We start from the raw sequence: 17,916 nt of genomic DNA on the forward strand, positions 1-17,916 counted from the left end.
ACTATAGCCTCTGTGTCTGCTTTAATCTGCATTAGTCAGTTTTTTAATCCATTAAATATTAATAAGTACTACGTCCCATTTGTCGCACCAACTCAATTTACTACGCTTATAGAGGGGTATGGCACGCCTAGAGTTGTGGGGATGATTGGAAACCCGAATGCTCAAGGTTATTTAATGGCTTTAAGTTTGTTATCAGGCTTGTATCTCATGTTGACAAAAACATCTAAGCTTTTAAGCATTAAACTATTTTTGATATTCATAGCTATGCTAATGACTCTTTCAAGATCTTCATTGGCTGTTTTTGTTATTGGAGCTTTATTTTTATTTATTTTTTATAAAAAGAATAAAACTTTTTCTTATTATAAATATTTAATATTATTAGTACTGGGTGTGTTTTTATTTGGGTCTTTTATTTTTTTGAAAGAAAATGAAGTTATCTATAATTTAATTTTATGGCGATTTGAAGGTCTGGCTAATATCATGGAGGATAAAAGTTTTATTACACGTTTTCATGGGTGGATTATAAATTTCAAATATTTTACTTTAAGCCCCGTTTTTGGTGTAGGGCCCTTACCCAGGGGAGGGGAAGTATTTGGTACATCGGATAATGAATGGCTGTTTTTTTTAAGGTCTTATGGAGCAGTTGGCACAGCTTGGCTGCTACTCTTCCTTTATTCCTCTTTTATCTTTACTAATAAGATTAAGGCGGCATATATGAGAAACTTTAATTACTTCTCTTTATCGGTTGTTATTATGACCTCCATATATATGATCCCCGCAGGAGTTATAACTAGCAGTAGTCTTAGCTCGCTGTTTGTTGCTATCTTGGCTTTTAATGATAAGCAACTTTTTGTTTTTACAAATAAGTAAAAGTTACCTTTTAGAATACTCATTGAGCATAGGGTCATTCTGCTTTTTACACTCCTAATAATGCTATATGTGGAGTTGCATTTAAGTTTATAATATTAATAATTACAACAAGTGGTAATGGTATGAAGTATAAAGTAACTCACTTAACATCAGCACACCCTAGATATGACATTCGGATTTTTTTGAAAATGTGTAGCTCATTAGCAAAAGAAAACTATCTTGTTAATTTAGTTGTTGCTGATGGTGAAGGTGATGAAGTTTGCAGTGAGGTAAACATATTCGACACAGGAGTAAAAGCTAAAGGTCGAATTGAGCGAATGACTAAAACAGTTAATCGTGTTTACGAAAAAGCTAAAGAGTTGGATTCTGACATCTATCATTTGCATGACCCTGAATTAATCCCTATAGGCGTACGATTAAAAAAATTAGGGAAAGTTGTTATATTTGATGCACATGAAGATTTACCTAAACAATTAAAATCAAAACCATATTTAAATGTATTCTTTAGGAAAACCCTCCCTGTGGTGTTTAGTCTTTATGAACAGTTTGTATTCAGAAAGTTTGATGCCTTAATCGGAGCTACATCCTCGATTACTAATAAATTAAAAAAAATAAACTCAAATTCGTTTACAGTTAATAATTATCCAATTTTGGGTGAGTTAAGTTCAGCTTCAAGCACAACATGGGACGTTAGGGCTAATGAAGTCTGTTATTTAGGTGGAATAGCCGAAATAAGAGGAATTAAACAAGTTATAGCTTCTCTTGCTGAAACCCCAAATATAAAGCTTAATCTCGCTGGGCGCTTTTCTGAAAAACATGTAGAAGAAGAGGTTAAATCTTGGGAAGTTTGGAATCAAGTAAATGAGCTTGGTTTTATTAACCGCGAAGAGGCTGCAAAAGTTTTAGGACGTTCAAAAGCTGGAGTTGTTACCTTTCATGACTATCCCAATCATATTGATGCACAACCAAATAAAATGTTTGAATACATGTCAGCAGGTTTGCCAATTATTACTTCAAATTTCCCAATGTGGAAGGACGTTGTTGAAGGTAATAATTGTGGTATTTGTGTTGATCCAATGGATTCTCATGCTATTGCTGAAGCTGTTAACTATATAATCAATAATCCTAAAGAGGCTGAGCTTATGGGAAGCAATGCTTTGGCTGCAATCAAACATAAATATAATTGGTCTGTGGAAGAGCAGACGCTGTTCAAATTATATAAGGAACTATTATAATGACTAAAGTTGTAACCATATTAGGTGCGAGGCCTCAATTTATAAAAGCGGGTAGTGTAAGCCGAGAGTTTGCAAAATATGATAATTTTAAAGAAATTATCGTTCATACAGGGCAGCATTATGATGCGAATATGAGTGATGTGTTTTTTGATGAAATGAAAATTCCAAAGCCAGATTATTTTTTAGGTATTGGCGGTAAGTCTCATGGCGCTATGACTGGCCAAATGATCGAAAAAATTGAAGAAGTACTTTTGAGCGAAAAGCCTGACTGGGTTCTTGTTTATGGAGATACTAATTCAACATTAGCAGGCTCTATTGCGGCTTCTAAGCTTCATATTAAAGTTGCTCATATTGAAGCTGGTTTACGCTCATTTAATATGAAAATGCCAGAAGAGGTGAATCGAATACTTACAGATCGTATTAGTTCAATTTTATTCTGCCCGACACAAACTGCAATAGATAATCTGCAAAGTGAAGGCGTTGATAAATGGAATACTCAAGTTGAGCTATCAGGTGATGTAATGCAGGATGGTGCTATTTTTTATAGAGAGCTTGCTGAAAAACCACCAGGCCTTACTTTAGATAGCGAATTTATATTATCTACCATTCATCGAGCTGAAAATACAGATTCGGAAATAAGACTAACTGCAATTGTAGAATCATTAAATGAGATCGCAGAGCAGGTTGCTATTGTGCTGCCTTTACACCCTCGCACAAAAATTAAACTTGAAGCGTTACCTATAAAGTTATCTTCGAGAATTAAATTAATTGATCCTGTAGGCTACCTAAATATGGTGTGGTTAATTGATAACTGTAAGTTAGTTATGACCGATAGCGGTGGATTACAAAAAGAGGCTTTCTTTTTTGAAAAACCTTGTATCACTCTCAGAGATGAAACTGAATGGGTAGAGTTAGTGGAACATAATTTTAATGTTTTAGTTGGTGCAGACAAAGCAAGAATTATAACTACTTTCACCGAACATACTTTTTCAAATGATTTTAATATTGATTTATATGGAAATGGGTTTGCTTCTAACAATATAGCAACTGCATTAATTAACTATGAAAAGTAATATTTGGTATATATCAAAATATGCCAATATAAAAAAGTATGGAGCAGATACTAGACACGCCAGCTTTTGCGAAGAATTTGCAAAAGCTGGGCATAAAGTGAGACTGATTACATCGAACTCTTCTCATTTATATAATAACTTACCAAAATTCAAGAATCGTTATTACGACGAAATAAGTAATAACTTTAATGTTACTTGGGTAAACACTTTAAAATACTCCAAAGCTACAAGTATTAAACGAATTTGTAGTTGGTTGTGGTTTGATTTTTTTGTGTTGATGATGGCTTTTAAAAAAAAATATGAAAAGCCAGATGTTGTTATCGCTTCCTCGTTATCTTTGTTTACTGTTTTAACTGGTTGTTTTTATAAGAGATTTTATAAAGCTAAGTTTATATTTGAAGTTAGAGATATTTGGCCTCAAACGTTAATAGATTTAAAAGGGTTTAGCTCAAACCACCCTTTAATTTGGCTTTTAAATAAAATAGAACGATTAGGTTATAAATATTCTGACGCCATTGTTGGTACTATGCCAGGTTTAAAGCTCCATGTTGAAAATGAGGTAGGTCTTGGCTCTAAAGTGCATTGTATTCCACAAGGTGTAAACTTAGCTTTTTATGACAATAGTCAACAAAAATTAAGCGAAGAGTATGTTGAACAGTACATACCCAAGAATAAGTTTATTGTGACTTATTCCGGGACTTTTGGGGAAGCTAATGCTTTAGAGTATATAATTGAAGCCGCAAAAAAATTGAAGCATACAAGTAAAATACATTTTTTATTAGTTGGGGAAGGTTATTTAAAAGAGGAGCTGAAAGATAATGCTAGCGAGCTTACGAATATAACTTTTGCTCCTAAAGTAGTAAAAGAGCAAGTACAACATTTACTTAGCTTATCAGATCTACTAGTTGCCTCTGTTCGAGATGAAAAAATTTATAAATACGGAATGTCTTTGAATAAGTTTATCGATTACATGTATGCAAAAAAGCCTATTGTTTGTATGTACTCTGGTTACCCATCTATGGTAAATGAAGCTAAATGTGGGGAGTTTACGCCTGCTGAGAACAGTAATGAGTTTGCTAGTGTGATCAAGAAATACCAACTAATGACTCCGTTAGATAGACAGCAGATTGGTGAGCTTGGTTATAAGTTTCTTATAAGCGAAAGATGTTTTAGCGTGTTAAATAAAAGGTATATGGAATTATTCAATGAAGCGTCTCTTTGATTTTATAGTTGCTCTTTGCGCATTACTTACTTTATTACCAGTAATAATCGTTGTTGCGGCACTTATCCGTTTTAAATTAGGTTCGCCAATATTATTCACTCAAAATCGCCCAGGTTTAAATGGCGATATTTTTAAAATGATGAAGTTTAGAACCATGTTAGATGCTAAAGATAAACAGGGAAATTTATTACCTGATGATCAGCGTATGACTAAGTTTGGCTCATTTTTACGCTCAACTAGCTTAGATGAATTACCAGGGCTATTTAATGTATTGAAGGGGGATATGAGTTTGGTAGGGCCAAGGCCTTTGCTTGTACAATACTTGCCTTTATACAACAAAGAACAAGCTCGTAGGCATAATGTGCGCCCAGGCATTACTGGTTGGGCCCAAGTTAATGGTCGAAATGCTATTAGCTGGGAACAAAAATTTGAGCTTGATGTTTGGTATGTGAATAATCAAAGCATGTGGTTAGATTTAAAAATTTTGTTGTTAACAGTAAAAAAGGTATTTATTCGCGATGGCATTAATGCTGATGGACATGTCACAATAGAGCCATTTAAGGGCTCTAATAATGATTAAAAAGCTCGCTATAGTAGGTGCAAGCGGTCATGGTAAGGTTGTTGCTGATATTGCTGAACAACTTGGTTTTACTGTTAGCTTTTACGATGATGCTTATCCTAAAAAAAAGCATATTGAGCATTGGCCAATTAAGGGAACTTGCGCTGACTTAATGGCCCTTAATAATTCAACTGTAACGCCTAGTAATGACGTTTTAGTTGCTATTGGTAATAACGATATTCGCCAACAAAAAATAAAGTTATTACAACAAAATGGCTTTAACTTGGCTACCTTAACTCACCCAACAGCGGTTATAAGTCAATATTCTAAGATAGCGCCGGGCACAGTGATTTTTGCAGGCGCTATTATTAACGCTTTTGCGAACATTGGTGTTGGGTGTATTATAAATACAGCTGCAGTTATTGAACATGATTGCAGTATTGGTGATTTTAGCCATATTTGCCCTAATGTAGTTTTAGCCGGTGGAGTATCTGTTGGTACAAAAAGCTGGGTTGGTATAGGTAGCCAAGTAAAACAATTAATAACGATTGGCGATAATTGTTTAATAGGCGCAGGTAGTACAGTTATAAAAAATATGCCTAGCAACATAACAGCATTTGGCTCTCCCGCTGTCGTAATAAAAAGTCACTAAAAATACTTTGTATGATTTTTTCTATACAGAATAAATAGGAATACCATGTTAAATACCCCATTTTCTCCTTGGCCTAGCTTCACTCAACAAGAGGCCGATGCCGTAAGCCGTGTTGTTCTTTCAAATAAAGTTAATTACTGGACGGGTACTGAAGGCCGCGAGTTTGAAAAAGAATTTGCTACTTGGGCTGATAGTGAATATGCAGTTGCCCTAGGTAACGGTACATTAGCGCTCGACATAGCCCTAAAAGCGCTCGGTGTAGGCGCTGGCGATGAAGTAATAACCACACCTCGTACTTTTTTAGCGTCGGCATCAAGTATTGTAACTGCTGGAGCAGCGCCTGTATTTGCAGATGTTGACTTAAATAGTCAAGCTATCACGGCAGAGTCAATAAAAGCGGTATTAACACCTAAAACTAAAGCGGTTATTGTGGTGCATTTGGCGGGAATGCCTGCGGAAATGGACGACATAATGGCATTGAGTAAAGAGCATGGCTTTTATGTAATTGAAGACTGTGCACAAGCGCATGGTGCAAAGTATAGGGGTCGCTCGGTAGGTAGCATAGGGCATATTGGTGCGTGGAGCTTTTGCCAAGATAAAATTATGACTACAGGTGGTGAGGGTGGCATGGTTACAACTAACTCAAAAGAGTTGTGGTCTGCTATGTGGAGTTATAAAGATCATGGCAAGAGTTTTGATGCTATTTACAATCGTGAGCATCCACCTGGGTTTAGATGGTTACATGAAAGTTTTGGCACAAACTGGCGCATGACTGAAATGCAGGCTGTTATAGGCAGAATACAGTTAACACGAATGGATGATTGGACTGCAAAACGCCAAGCTTATGGAGCATTATTAGATCAGGCGGCAAAAGGTTTCAGCTGTATTCGCTTAGTTGAAGTACCTGACTATACTAAACATGCTGAATATAAACATTACATGTTTGTTAAACCTCAGCACTTGGCCGATGGTTGGAGCCGCGATCGCATAATTAATGAAATTGTTGAGCGTGGCGTTCCTTGTTTTCAGGGGAGTTGTTCTGAGGTTTATCTTGAAAAAGCGTTTGATAATACATCATGGCGACCAAGCAAGCGTTTACCTAATGCGGTTGAGCTGGGTGAAACATCAATTATGTTTTTAGTTCACCCCACACTGACCGAAACCGAAATGGCTAAAACGGCACAAGTAATAAAAGAAGTATTTGAGCTTGCATCTAAATAGCAATAACAGTTTCAGGTGTAGTTTTTTGTACTTATGATATTAAATAAATTTTGTATAGCTCTAGAGCCTAGAGCCTAGAGTCTTGTATTAAAGGAACTTGTTTTGGATAGTATTATCCGTTCTATTATTAACGCCTCACGTGCAAAGAAACGAATAATTACGTTATGTATTGATTCGCTTTTTATTATGTTAGCTTTTTGGTTGGCGCTTATTGTAAGGCTCGACAGCTTAGAGCCTCTTAAAAGTATAAATAATTGGTTGTTGCTAGCATTACTTATTCCCACAAGTCTGAGTGCATTTATTAAGTTAGGTTTATACCGCGCTGTACTCAGGTATATGAACTCACAGGCTTTATGGGCAATTATATTAGGCACATTAATAACGACTATAAGCTTAGTGTTGCTGGCTTTTTTTACTGGTGTAAACATACCTAGAACTATGCCGTTTATATTTGCTTGGTTATGCTTGCTTACAGTCGGTGGTTCACGGATTTTAGTGAGGGCCATTATTGGTAAAATAATGACGAATAATAAAGAGTCAGTCATTATATATGGAGCAGGATCGGCAGGCCGGCAGCTAGCTACTGGTTTAAATGCAGGCCCTGAGTATTTTGTAAGTGCTTTTATAGATGATGATACTGCAAAGCATGGCTCTATTGTACAAGGTATACCTGTCATTGCTTTTAAAGATGTTCAGGAACTAATTGAAAAGCGCAATGCCACTAAAGTGCTTTTAGCTATACCTAGTGTATCTAGAGCAAGGCGAAAAGAAGTATTGGCCCAATTAGAGCCGCTTTCGATTAAGGTGTTGTCTGTACCTGGTATGGCCGATGTTATTGAGGGCAAAGCACAACTTTCTGAATTTAGAGAAGTTGAAATTGAGGATTTATTAGGCCGAGACCCTGTAACTCCTAAAACCGATTTAATGGCGGCTAATATTACCAATAAAGTGGTTATGGTTACAGGTGCAGGTGGTTCTATAGGCTCTGAGTTGTGCAGACAAATTATTAAACAAAATCCTGTAAAAATAATTTTATTTGAACGCAGTGAAATTGCTCTATATTCAATAGAAAAAGAATTGTGTGAATATGTTGCTCATAATCAACTTTCAATAGAATTAATTCCTATTATGGGTTCCGTGCAGCGTATTAACCGACTTGAAACTGTGATGGTGGCTTTTGGTGTTCACACGGTTTATCACGCCGCTGCTTACAAGCATGTACCACTTGTTGAGCACAACGTAGTTGAAGGGGTGCGTAATAATGTATTTGGTACTTATTATGCGGCAAAGGCAGCGGTAAATGCCAATGTAGAAACCTTTGTACTTATATCGACCGACAAAGCCGTTCGCCCTACCAATGTTATGGGGGCAACCAAGCGAATGGCTGAACTTGTTTTACAGGGGTTAGCTCAAGAACAAGGTGCTAAGCATAATACACGCTTTTGCATGGTGCGCTTTGGTAACGTACTAGGCTCAAGTGGCTCTGTTGTACCTTTATTTAGACGTCAAATAAAAGAGGGTGGCCCAATAACATTAACTCACCCAGACATAACTCGCTTTTTTATGACCATACCTGAAGCCGCACAGCTTGTTATACAAGCAGGTGCTATGGGCAAAGGGGGCGATGTATTTGTTCTCGATATGGGCGATTCAGTTAAAATTAAAGATTTAGCCACTAAAATGGTCAGGCTATCTGGCTTTGAAATTAAAAGTGAATCTAACCCGCATGGCGATATCGAAATACTTTGTACAGGGTTACGCCCAGGTGAAAAACTCTTCGAAGAGCTATTAATAGGGGATAACGTAGGGCAAACAACTCATGAACGAATTATGACTGCTAATGAAGTGATGTTACCGCTTAGTGAGCTTAATGTGTTTATAGACGCGCTAGATACAGCCTGTCATAACTTTGATCATGAAAAGATTCGCCAATTACTTCTCGATGCGCCAACTAGCTTTAATCCGACTGATGGGATTTGTGATTTAGTATGGAATGCTAGACATGAAAATTTCAAAGAGCATAACAGTGGCTGCAATGTAGTTAACTTACCTAAAACTGGTAAAGGCGCTATGCTTTAATAATTTATCAGTTAGTTATATCAAAACACCGAGTTAGCAACTTGGTGTTTTACTTTGTGTAATATTATGCACCTATAATTTATTCTTACCTTTAGCTGATTCAGGCTGTATATATTTAGCTATGCTACTTTTGTAAGCAAATATACTCACTTATATTAAAGGACTATTTGTGAAAGCTGTAATTCCTGTTGCTGGTTTAGGTACCCGTATGTTGCCAATGACTAAGGCAATCCCTAAAGAAATGCTCCCCTTGGTTGATAAACCGCTTATTCAATACATAGTAAATGAATGTGTGGCGGCGGGTATTAAAGAAATTGTGCTCGTGACACATAGCTCTAAAAATGCCATTGAAAACCATTTTGATACCAGTTTTGAGTTAGAAGCCACGCTAGAAAAACGTGTAAAACGTACTTTGCTAGATGAGGTGCGCTCTATTTGCCCAGCAGATGTTACTATTATGCACGTTCGCCAAGGTGAAGCTAAAGGCTTAGGGCACGCTATTTTATGTGCCAAGCCAATAGTTGGTGATAGTGACTTTGTTGTGGTGTTACCCGATGTAATTTTGGATGCTTATACGGCAGATCAAAAAACTGAAAACTTAGCGGCGATGATTGCACGTTTTAAGCAAACCCATGCCAGCCAAATTATGTTAGAGCCCGTTGCTATTGAAGATGTAAGTAAGTACGGTATTGCTGATATTAATGGTGTAGAGCTTGCTGCTGGTGAAAGTGCAGCAATTAAAAAAATGGTTGAAAAACCAGCCGCAGAGGTTGCACCTTCAAACTTAGCCGTTGTTGGTCGTTATGTTTTAAGTAAAAATATTTGGCCATTACTCGCTAAAACTCATGTAGGCGCAGGCGGTGAAATACAGCTTACAGATGCGATTGATGCATTATTGGCTATTGATACGGTAGAAGCGTTTCATATGAGTGGCCGCTCACACGACTGTGGCGATAAACTCGGTTATTTAAAAGCGATTGTAGAATACAGCATGCGCGATAAAAGCTTAGGCGATGAGTTTACTGAATATATGAAAGAGTTGGTTAAAGGGTAACGGGCGACGGGCATCGGGTAACGAGCTACGAGCGACGGGGTATGGGCATCGAGCCTAGAACCTCGAATTAACCAGTTGGGCTAATGGTTTTATTTTCTCATTTACTCCTCATTCACTTCTCTTTGTGAATAAGATCTTAAAATATTTATGCACAAAGAGTTTAAGAGACGCTGCGCGTTTAGAGGAAGTTACGGACTGCGAGCTTCGGGTTACGGGCGACGAGCTTCGGGCCTAGAACCTAAATCCTAATACCGACGCGGGGTGAACCCGCTGTTACAGGTATAAAAAAACCTTGCGATGTTAACCGCAAGGTTTTTAAATTTATCGAACCTCGAACCTCGAACCTCGAACCTCGAACCTCGAACCTCGAACCTAGCTGTCTTTAAGCCCGACCTCGCAGCGCAGAAATACAACTTGCCAGCATGACAAACCCTAATGACATTTTAAACGCCAATGAAATGGTGCTCATTAGTGCGTAGCTATTTTGCGCTGAGAAGGTGCTGTCACCAAGGTAATAATGCACAATTAAGTTGATTAAGCTCATGCCAAATAAATTACCAATAGTGCGTGATAAGTTCATTGAGGAAGACGCCACACCTAGCTCACTTTTATCCACTGCACCCATAATGGCATTGTTGTTAGGGGTCGAAAATAAGCCAAACCCAATCCCTAATAATAACAGTGAGCCACTAATGTAAGCGGTGCTTGAACTAACCGATAGCTGGGATAACAGAAAAAATCCAACCAGAACAATTACACAGCCTAGCGTGGCTAGTAAGCGTGGTTGTATTTTATCGGCAAGCTTACCTGCTAAGGGCGCCATAATAGCCATTGAAATCGCTTGTAGTAATACTATTTGTCCTGCATGTGCGGGACTTAATCCTTTTATATATTGCAGGTACAAACTTAACAAAAAGGCCAATGAAAAGTTACTGGCATACATGAGAAACGAAGTAGTCAACGATAGGCTGAACACACGACTTTCTAAAAACATTTGTACTCTAATTAAGGGGCGCCGACTGCGACTTTGGTGAATAATAAATAGCATTAAACAAATGATTGAAAGTGCGGTTAATAGCCAGCCAGCTACATTTGGTAAATCACTTAATCCTAATACTAAGCACAGTGCAAAGAGCGAGAAAATAACCATGCCCCACCAGTCAAACGGTGATTTTTTATCGTTTTTCCATTCGCCATGTAAAAATAGTTTAATGGCAATAAGTAGCATAAGTACCAAGGGGATTTGCGAGTAAAACACGGCGCGCCATCCCCATATTTCAGTGAGCCAGCCACCAACCGCAGGAGCTGCACTGAGTCCTATGTATACACACGCCGCAGAGATGCCCAGTGCCATTCCGCGTTTATTATCAGGCGTAACAGAGGTGATAATGGCAACACCTATACCAAAAATCATGGCGCCTGCAGCCCCTTGTATAAAGCGCCAAAAAAGCACCCACTCAATAGAGTTTGCTAACGCACACATTAGCGAGGCCAGTGCATTTAAACCTAAACCAAATGCATACACGCGTTTGCGACCATAGTTGTCTGCTATTTTACCGCACGGCAGCATAAAGATAACGCTACTGAGTAAATACAAGGTGGGCATCCACGCAATCATTTTTGCGCTTGCGTGTAAATCTTCAGCAAGGTCAGGAATAGCGATATTAACGCCTGCCATGCCAAGCGGTCCAATAATAGAGCCGCTACAAACGATAATAAGTGCAATCGTAGTGGGGGGGAGATTAAACAAGAGGTATCCTTTTATTTACTGGCCTTAAAATGATACGTGAATATACTTGCTTGTACAGGATTTAAAGGGCAGCGGGTTGCGGGCGACGAGCGGTGGGCAACGGGGAGCGAGCAGCGGGTAACGAGCCTAGAGCTAAACACCGAACCTATCCCTTGCCAATTTCTACCGTCACCTCATCTCCCAATATTTCTCTGTATTTTGCTGCGAGTGCATTTTTAGCGTCATCATCGCCGTGAACTATTTTTATATGGCTGGGCTTTTTACGCATACCGGTTACAAATTTAATGAGACCTGCCTGATCTGCATGAGCACTATAACCGCTTATAGTGTGTATTTTGGCGTTAATATTCACCCTAGTATTATTTATCAACACGTAGCCATTTTTTGGTCCGTAGGTTTGTATATCACGACCTAAAGTGCCGCGCCCTTGGTAACCTACAAAGAGTATATCGGTGGTTTTGTCGGTTAAAAATCGCTCTAAGTAGTTAACTATCCGTCCGCCGGTGCACATACCGCTTGCTGCTAGAATAATTGCAGGTGTTTGGCGGCTGGCTAAGTAATTTATTAACGCTAAGTGCTCGCTATGGGTGTTTATAGTAGTGAGGTTTTCAAAGTCGAGTGGGTGGCGACCTTTGGCTACTTTTTGTTTTGCCTCTTCATCCCATAAGTATTTAAACTTTCGGTACTGCTGAGTAAAATTAGCCGCCATAGGCGAGTCGAGTATTACTTGTATTGTGCGCCAAGGTGAATTTTTAGCAGAAGCATGAATTAGCTGTTCAAGTTCGTATAACAGCTCTTGCGTGCGGCCAATACTAAAGGCAGGCACAAGTACTACGCCGTTATCGGCAACGGCGCGTTCAATCACGTTTTTTAAGGTTTGCGTACGTTGTTTACGACCTTGGTGATTTTTATCACCATAAGTTGACTCTATGACTAAGGTATCGGCTTTATAGGGCGCTTTAGGTGAGGGTAGTAAAGGCGTGTAGGGCGCCCCTAAATCACCAGAAAAAACCACTCTATGATTATTGCTCGCTTTATAAGGAGGCGTGCTTATGTCTATTTCTACATAAGCGGAGCCTAAAATATGCCCTGCTCGTTGTAGTCGGGCTTTCGCTGTGTGTTCACCTTTGCAAGGAAGCTCAAACCAGGCTTTAAAGTCTACAGCTACAACTTGTTGTTTAAGCAGCCTTAAGCAGGTATCTATTATTTTTTGGTCTCGCGTAACGCCCACTTTTAATGCATCTTCAATGACTAAAGGCAATAAGCTTGCTGATGCAACAGAGGTAAATATAGGGCCTTTAAAGCCAGCCATCAGTAAATAGGGAATTCGGCCAACATGATCAATATGGCAATGGGTAACTATTAATGCGCGAACAGTGTCTATATTAAATTCAATGCTTAGATCATCTACAGAATCTTCACCCTGGAATAGTCCGCAATCAATTAGAAAAGAGCTTTGGTCGTTTATTATCAGCTGGTGGCATGATCCTGTTACGCCATTGACTGCTCCATGGTGAAGTATGTGCATTTTATGTCCTTATGTTTGGCTGCGGGCCACGGGTTACGGCTCGAAGCCCGAGCCTAGCACTTAGAGCCTAACGCCTTTATTTTATCGATAAATATAGCAGGTATTTTAATAAGACGGGGCTTTATACCGCAACTGATGGGCCAAGTGCAGCGGGCGACGGGCTCGAAGCTCGCGGCTCGTAGCCCAAAACGTAAGTTAGTGATTTTTTACCACAGAGGTCACAGAGTGCACAGAGGTATTAATTAAAGACAAAAGTTAAAGAGCAGTGATATTAGAACTTAGATGTAAGTAATGGATTTATCGGTGTAGCGCGCAGCGCCTCGGTGCTCTCTGTGGTTCAAAAAAATTAAAACACTATTTACCATCGAGGCCACAGAGTGCACAGAGGAAGTGACTAAAGATAAATAGCAGTTATTATGTAAGATATCAGTAATTGATTTCTCGGTGTAGCGCGCAGCGCCTCGGTGTTCTCTGTGGTGAAAAAATTAAAACACTATTTACCACAGAGATCACAGAGTGCACAGAGGAAGTGATTAAAAATAAAAACAGGTAGCTGTCAGCGTTCAGTAAGGTATTACTCTGTGTAGCGCGAAGCGCCTCGGTGCTCTCTGTGGTGAAAAAAATTAAAACACTATTTACCACAGAGTGCACAGAGGGAGTGATTAAAAATAAAAACAGTTGTTAGATTTTGAGATTTCAGTAATTGAAGCTTTTCTCGGTTTAGTGCTTCGATTTTCACTGTGATTCAAAATAATCCTTTAGACGAGAAAGTGACTATACTGTCAAAATAAATTACAAGGAAGTGGATAAAAATATCAATGGAAACAGATTTACTAACTCATAAGGTTATTGGTTGCGCTATAGAGGTTCATAAACATTTGGGTCCAGGCTTATTAGAGTCTAGTTATGAAAGCTGTCTAATGTATGAACTAAATCAATCTGGGTTGCTAGCTATTGCACAAGCTGAACTACCTATAAAATATAAGAATGTATCAATCGATACAGGTTATAGACTTGATATATTGTTACCGGATAAGCTAATTGTTGAGTTAAAAGCCGTTGATAAATTGCGGCCTATTCATTCTGCTCAGTTGATGACGTATTTAAAGCTGACAGGAATAAGAACAGGTCTACTAGTTAATTTTAATGAAGTTAAGCTCGTTGACGGTATTAAAAGGATCAGAGTTTAATTACTTTACTTCCTAAATAACTTCAAGATTAAGAAGTTACAACTGACTGTCTTCTCGGTGTAGCGCGAAGCGCCTCGGTGTTCTCTGTGGTGCAAAAAATTAAAACACTATTTAACCACCGAGGTCACAGAGTGCACAGAGGAAGTGATTAAAAATAAAAACAGGTAGCTGTCAGCGTTCAGTAAGGTATTACTCGGTGTAGCGCGAAGCGCCTCGGTGTTCTCTGTGGTGAAAAAAATTAAAACACTATTTACCACCGAGGTCACAGAGTGCACAGAGGGAGTGATTAAAAATAAAAACAGGTAGCTGTCAGCGTTCAGTAAGGTATTACTCTGTGTAGCGCGAAGCGCCTCGGTGTTCTCTGTGGTTCAAAAGCGGGCTGCGAACTTACCTACCCACTGCGCGGGGTAAACTCCCGCCTACAGGTATAAAAAAACCTTGCGATGTTAACCGCAAGGTTTTTAAATTTCTCGAACCTCGAACCTCGAACCTCGAACCTCGAACCTCGAACCTCGAACCTGGAACCTGGAACCTGGAACCTAGTTCTTAAAAGCGTCTTGTAGTGGTGGCACTACTTGCTTTTTACGGCTCAATACGCCGTCTAGCCATACTTTACCGTCTTCTGGTTTTTCACCATAGGCTTGCTCAACAAGGCTGGCATCGTCTGATGCAATCAGCATTTGTGAGCCTTCTTTCATAATGTCGGTTAGTAGTAAAAATACTGAATGACGACCGCCTTCTTCTTTAAGCTTGGCAATGTCAGCTTCAAGGTCAGCTTTAATCTCGTCAAATACTGCAAGGTCAATAACTTCTAACTGACCAATGCCAACAAGGTTACCGTTCATGTTAAAGTCTTTAAAGTCACGCATTACTAAATCACGTACAGGCGTATCTTCAACGGCTGATTTAACGCGGAACATGTCCATGCCTAGTTCTTTAAAGTCTTCAATGCCTGCAATTTCAGCAAGGGCTTCAACACATTTAATATCGGCAGTGGTACAGGTTGGCGATTTAAAAATAACGGTGTCACTTAAAATAGCGCAAAGCATAATGCCAGCAATATCTTTTGGAATCTCTACGTTATAAAAATCGTACATCATCTTAATAATGGTGTTAGAACAACCAACAGGGCGGATCCAGCATTCAAGCGGGGTTGATGAGGTTAAATCACCTAATTTATGGTGATCAACTACACCAACAACGCGAGCTTGGTCGATATCATCAGGTGCTTGGGTTTTTTCTGTGTGGTCTACAATGTAAACGTCTTCGCCAGCGTAGCTAAGTTTAAGCTCAGGTGCTTCGAAGCCAAATTTATCTAAAATAAACTGTGTTTCTGGTGATACTTCACCAAGGCGGGTTGGAATTGCCGGCTCATCAATTTGGTTTTTTAAATAAGCCAGTGCAATTGCACCACATATTGAATCTGAATCTGGGATTTTATGGCCCACTACATACATTGACATTGACTAAACTCCTTAAAATTTGCCGATATTCTAGCAAAGTATGCAGCTTTTAACATATAGACAGTGCAATTAAGTTTTAGCTAAACTTGAAAACCTTATACAAATTAGGAACTGCATATGCGATTAAGCCGCAAAGGTTGGAACAATGTTATTATTTTTTCTATGTTGATTATGATCTTCTTTTTAAATGGTCTTCATAAAAAGATTGGATCCGATGAAACGCAGGCGCAACTGCAGCCACTACTTCCTGTGCAAAGCTTTGTGTTAACACTTGAATTTAGCGACCAAAAAATTGAGCGTATTGGTACAAGCTGGCGTACTACTGCTTTAATCAAGGAGGTACCGCTTAGTTGGCAAGGTTCAGAGCAGCAACTTAGTGAGCTTGTTTATTTATGGCAAAATACAGCGTTAATGACGACAGCCACACCTGATGCGCTTGATATCAATAAGCCGTTATCGGCAGCGACGTTTGAACTCGCGGGTGAGCCCCTACCTTGGGTGTACTTATTATATGAAGCAAATGGTCAGTATTATCTTCTCGAGAAAACTAGTCAGCGGCTAATGTTGCTTGATTTAAGCACTGCCAAGCAATTATTTCCTAGTTTTACCTTTTCATAAGTGAGTTTTATAAATGCCTGAATTACCAGAAGTAGAAGTTAGCCGCATGGGCATTACCCCCCATGTGCTAAACCAAGTCGTTACTAAGGTAAACATTCATAATGCAAGTATGCGCTGGCCTGTGCCAGATGAGGTATACCAACTTGAGGGGTTGGTGGTTAGCAGTATTGAACGACGTGCAAAATACTTATTGTTAGAGTGCGAGTTAGGCTCGGCTATATTGCATTTGGGTATGTCGGGGAACTTGAGGGTTGTGAACGCCAATGAGCCACTTAAAAAGCATGACCATGTTGAGTTTATTTTAGCCAACGACAAAGCACTGCGCTTAAACGATCCACGCCGCTTTGGTTGTTGTTTATGGCAAGCACCCAATGAAGAGCATAAGCTACTAGCTAAATTAGGCCCTGAACCACTCACTGATGACTTTTTTGCTAAACGTGTTTATGAGCAATCACGTAATAAAAAAGTGCCCGTTAAGCAGTTTATTATGAATAACGCCGTGGTGGTGGGGGTCGGTAATATTTATGCTAACGAATCATTATTTAAAGCGAGTATTGACCCTCGTAAAGAAGCCGGAAAGGTAAGCCTTAAACGCTACCAAACGTTAATCCCAATTATAAAAGACACCTTAGCCGCTGCAATTACTCAAGGCGGCACAACGTTAAAAGACTTTGCCCAAAGTGACGGTAAGCCTGGCTACTTTGCGCAGCAGTTATTAGTGTATGGCCGAAAAGGCCAACCTTGTGTAAATTGCGATACCGAATTAACCGAAATTCGCCTAGGGCAACGCAGCACCGTTTTTTGTGAGGTGTGTCAGAAGTAGAGAATAGCTGTCAGCTGTAAGTTTTCAGCTGTCAGTAAGAATGGTTACTCACTTGTTTTTATTTTTGCTATCAAACTTGTTAGCATTTTTGACAGCTGGACTGTTTCATTTAGCCAAGACTTACCTATGTCGGTATCAATATAGTTAATATCGATGCCAATATATATTTGGGTTCTTGCCTCAGCAAGCGAAGAGCGAGCGATATCTAAAAAGCGTGTTTTTTCTTTATCACTCTCTCTTGTCATGCCCTCAGCTATATTACTAGGAACAGATAAACCAGAGCGTGTTAATTGATCTCTAAAGCTAAAGTCTTTAATTAGTTGTGTATTTCTGTAAATATCAGCGCTAAGGCGAGCTGAGCGCTTCCATACATCTAAGTTTTCAAAGTTCATAATACAAAATCCTTATGCTCAGTTTTTATCCTAGTTGATATTTTATTAACTACAAATATCTATTTTCAGCAAGGAAGTATTTTCTGTTGACTCTAAAGTTATAATTAGCTTTTCTGACCGCTGACCGCTGACCGCTGACCGCTGACCGCTGACCGCTGACCGCTGACCGCTGACCGCTGACCGCTGA

At 39.2% G+C, this 17,916-nt stretch carries 16 protein-coding genes; 12 read left to right on the top strand and 4 right to left on the bottom strand.

The features are described 5' to 3' along the window. The 9 genes from QL984_RS17270 to galU all read left to right on the top strand — a co-directional run. On the top strand, positions 1 to 870 hold an 870-nt coding region (locus QL984_RS17270), incomplete at its 5' end, for an O-antigen ligase family protein (protein WP_290173064.1). A gap of 122 nt (positions 871 to 992) precedes the next feature. Continuing rightward, complete coding sequence (locus QL984_RS17275) at positions 993 to 2,105, top strand: glycosyltransferase (RefSeq protein ID WP_290173066.1); 1,113 nt, start codon at positions 993 to 995, stop codon at positions 2,103 to 2,105. After that, positions 2,105 to 3,178: a UDP-N-acetylglucosamine 2-epimerase (non-hydrolyzing) gene (gene wecB / locus QL984_RS17280; RefSeq protein ID WP_290173068.1), complete on the top strand. Its 1,074-nt coding sequence runs from the start codon at positions 2,105 to 2,107 to the stop codon at positions 3,176 to 3,178. Before QL984_RS17275 ends, wecB begins: the two co-directional genes overlap by 1 nt. Then, positions 3,168 to 4,400, top strand: coding sequence for a glycosyltransferase family 4 protein (locus QL984_RS17285; RefSeq protein WP_290173070.1), 1,233 nt, complete (start codon positions 3,168 to 3,170; stop codon positions 4,398 to 4,400). Before wecB ends, QL984_RS17285 begins: the two co-directional genes overlap by 11 nt. After that, on the top strand, positions 4,384 to 4,980 hold the full coding sequence (locus QL984_RS17290) for a sugar transferase (protein ID WP_290173072.1): 597 nt from the start codon (positions 4,384 to 4,386) through the stop codon (positions 4,978 to 4,980). The genes QL984_RS17285 and QL984_RS17290 overlap by 17 nt, the downstream gene beginning before the upstream one ends. After that, positions 4,973 to 5,611, top strand: a complete 639-nt coding sequence (locus QL984_RS17295; protein WP_290173074.1) for an acetyltransferase — start codon at positions 4,973 to 4,975, stop codon at positions 5,609 to 5,611. The genes QL984_RS17290 and QL984_RS17295 overlap by 8 nt, the downstream gene beginning before the upstream one ends. Before the next feature lie 45 nt (positions 5,612 to 5,656). Continuing rightward, a complete protein-coding gene (locus QL984_RS17300; RefSeq protein ID WP_290173076.1) occupies positions 5,657 to 6,832 on the top strand; it encodes a DegT/DnrJ/EryC1/StrS aminotransferase family protein in 1,176 nt (391 codons plus the stop codon). A 102-nt stretch (positions 6,833 to 6,934) separates the two neighbouring features. Beyond that, entirely contained in the window at positions 6,935 to 8,911 is a 1,977-nt protein-coding gene (locus QL984_RS17305; protein ID WP_290173077.1) for a nucleoside-diphosphate sugar epimerase/dehydratase, read from the top strand. A gap of 169 nt (positions 8,912 to 9,080) precedes the next feature. Then, on the top strand, positions 9,081 to 9,965 hold the full coding sequence (galU, locus tag QL984_RS17310) for a UTP--glucose-1-phosphate uridylyltransferase GalU (protein WP_138764667.1): 885 nt from the start codon (positions 9,081 to 9,083) through the stop codon (positions 9,963 to 9,965). A 382-nt stretch (positions 9,966 to 10,347) separates the two neighbouring features. On the opposite strand, the gene QL984_RS17315 is transcribed toward galU, so the two are convergent. Next, entirely contained in the window at positions 10,348 to 11,715 is a 1,368-nt protein-coding gene (locus tag QL984_RS17315) for an MFS transporter (protein WP_290173079.1), read from the bottom strand. Positions 11,716 to 11,860: 145 nt separating this feature from the next. Then, positions 11,861 to 13,243, bottom strand: coding sequence for an MBL fold metallo-hydrolase (locus QL984_RS17320; RefSeq protein WP_290173081.1), 1,383 nt, complete (start codon positions 13,241 to 13,243; stop codon positions 11,861 to 11,863). Between the two features lie 818 nt (positions 13,244 to 14,061). On the opposite strand from QL984_RS17320, the gene QL984_RS17325 reads away from it, so the two are divergent. Further along, on the top strand, positions 14,062 to 14,433 hold the full coding sequence (locus QL984_RS17325; RefSeq protein WP_290173082.1) for a GxxExxY protein: 372 nt from the start codon (positions 14,062 to 14,064) through the stop codon (positions 14,431 to 14,433). A gap of 539 nt (positions 14,434 to 14,972) precedes the next feature. Here QL984_RS17325 and QL984_RS17330 read toward each other — a convergent pair. Further along, positions 14,973 to 15,896 carry a manganese-dependent inorganic pyrophosphatase gene (locus QL984_RS17330; RefSeq protein WP_076922932.1) on the bottom strand — a complete coding sequence of 308 codons (924 nt, stop codon included), beginning with the start codon at positions 15,894 to 15,896 and terminating at the stop codon, positions 14,973 to 14,975. A 117-nt stretch (positions 15,897 to 16,013) separates the two neighbouring features. Here QL984_RS17330 and QL984_RS17335 point away from each other — a divergent pair, with 117 nt between their 5' ends. Together QL984_RS17335 and mutM are read left to right on the top strand one after the other, a co-directional pair. Next, positions 16,014 to 16,514: a hypothetical protein gene (locus QL984_RS17335; RefSeq protein WP_290173084.1), complete on the top strand. Its 501-nt coding sequence runs from the start codon at positions 16,014 to 16,016 to the stop codon at positions 16,512 to 16,514. A gap of 13 nt (positions 16,515 to 16,527) precedes the next feature. Continuing rightward, positions 16,528 to 17,337, top strand: coding sequence for a bifunctional DNA-formamidopyrimidine glycosylase/DNA-(apurinic or apyrimidinic site) lyase (gene mutM, locus QL984_RS17340; protein ID WP_290173085.1), 810 nt, complete (start codon positions 16,528 to 16,530; stop codon positions 17,335 to 17,337). A gap of 44 nt (positions 17,338 to 17,381) precedes the next feature. On the opposite strand, the gene QL984_RS17345 is transcribed toward mutM, so the two are convergent. Beyond that, positions 17,382 to 17,729: a four helix bundle protein gene (locus tag QL984_RS17345; RefSeq protein ID WP_013464039.1), complete on the bottom strand. Its 348-nt coding sequence runs from the start codon at positions 17,727 to 17,729 to the stop codon at positions 17,382 to 17,384. Between the last annotated feature and the right edge of the window lie 187 nt (positions 17,730 to 17,916).

This window comes from Pseudoalteromonas sp. APC 3495, assembly GCF_030407645.1.
Classification (GTDB): Bacteria; Pseudomonadota; Gammaproteobacteria; order Enterobacterales; family Alteromonadaceae; genus Pseudoalteromonas; species Pseudoalteromonas tetraodonis.

What these genes read in the sequence shown, in the direction of transcription:
- QL984_RS17275 (WP_290173066.1), top strand. Translation starts at nt 993, where the DNA reads ATGAAGTATAAAGTAACTCACTTAACATCAGCACACCCTAGATATGAC.
- wecB (WP_290173068.1), top strand. Translation starts at nt 2,105, where the DNA reads ATGACTAAAGTTGTAACCATATTAGGTGCGAGGCCTCAATTTATAAAA.
- QL984_RS17285 (WP_290173070.1), top strand. Translation starts at nt 3,168, where the DNA reads ATGAAAAGTAATATTTGGTATATATCAAAATATGCCAATATAAAAAAG.
- QL984_RS17290 (WP_290173072.1), top strand. Translation starts at nt 4,384, where the DNA reads ATGAAGCGTCTCTTTGATTTTATAGTTGCTCTTTGCGCATTACTTACT.
- QL984_RS17295 (WP_290173074.1), top strand. Translation starts at nt 4,973, where the DNA reads ATGATTAAAAAGCTCGCTATAGTAGGTGCAAGCGGTCATGGTAAGGTT.
- QL984_RS17300 (WP_290173076.1), top strand. Translation starts at nt 5,657, where the DNA reads ATGTTAAATACCCCATTTTCTCCTTGGCCTAGCTTCACTCAACAAGAG.
- QL984_RS17320 (WP_290173081.1), bottom strand. Translation starts at nt 13,243, where the DNA reads ATGCACATACTTCACCATGGAGCAGTCAATGGCGTAACAGGATCATGC.
- QL984_RS17325 (WP_290173082.1), top strand. Translation starts at nt 14,062, where the DNA reads ATGGAAACAGATTTACTAACTCATAAGGTTATTGGTTGCGCTATAGAG.
- QL984_RS17330 (WP_076922932.1), bottom strand. Translation starts at nt 15,896, where the DNA reads ATGTCAATGTATGTAGTGGGCCATAAAATCCCAGATTCAGATTCAATA.
- QL984_RS17335 (WP_290173084.1), top strand. Translation starts at nt 16,014, where the DNA reads ATGCGATTAAGCCGCAAAGGTTGGAACAATGTTATTATTTTTTCTATG.
- mutM (WP_290173085.1), top strand. Translation starts at nt 16,528, where the DNA reads ATGCCTGAATTACCAGAAGTAGAAGTTAGCCGCATGGGCATTACCCCC.
- QL984_RS17345 (WP_013464039.1), bottom strand. Translation starts at nt 17,729, where the DNA reads ATGAACTTTGAAAACTTAGATGTATGGAAGCGCTCAGCTCGCCTTAGC.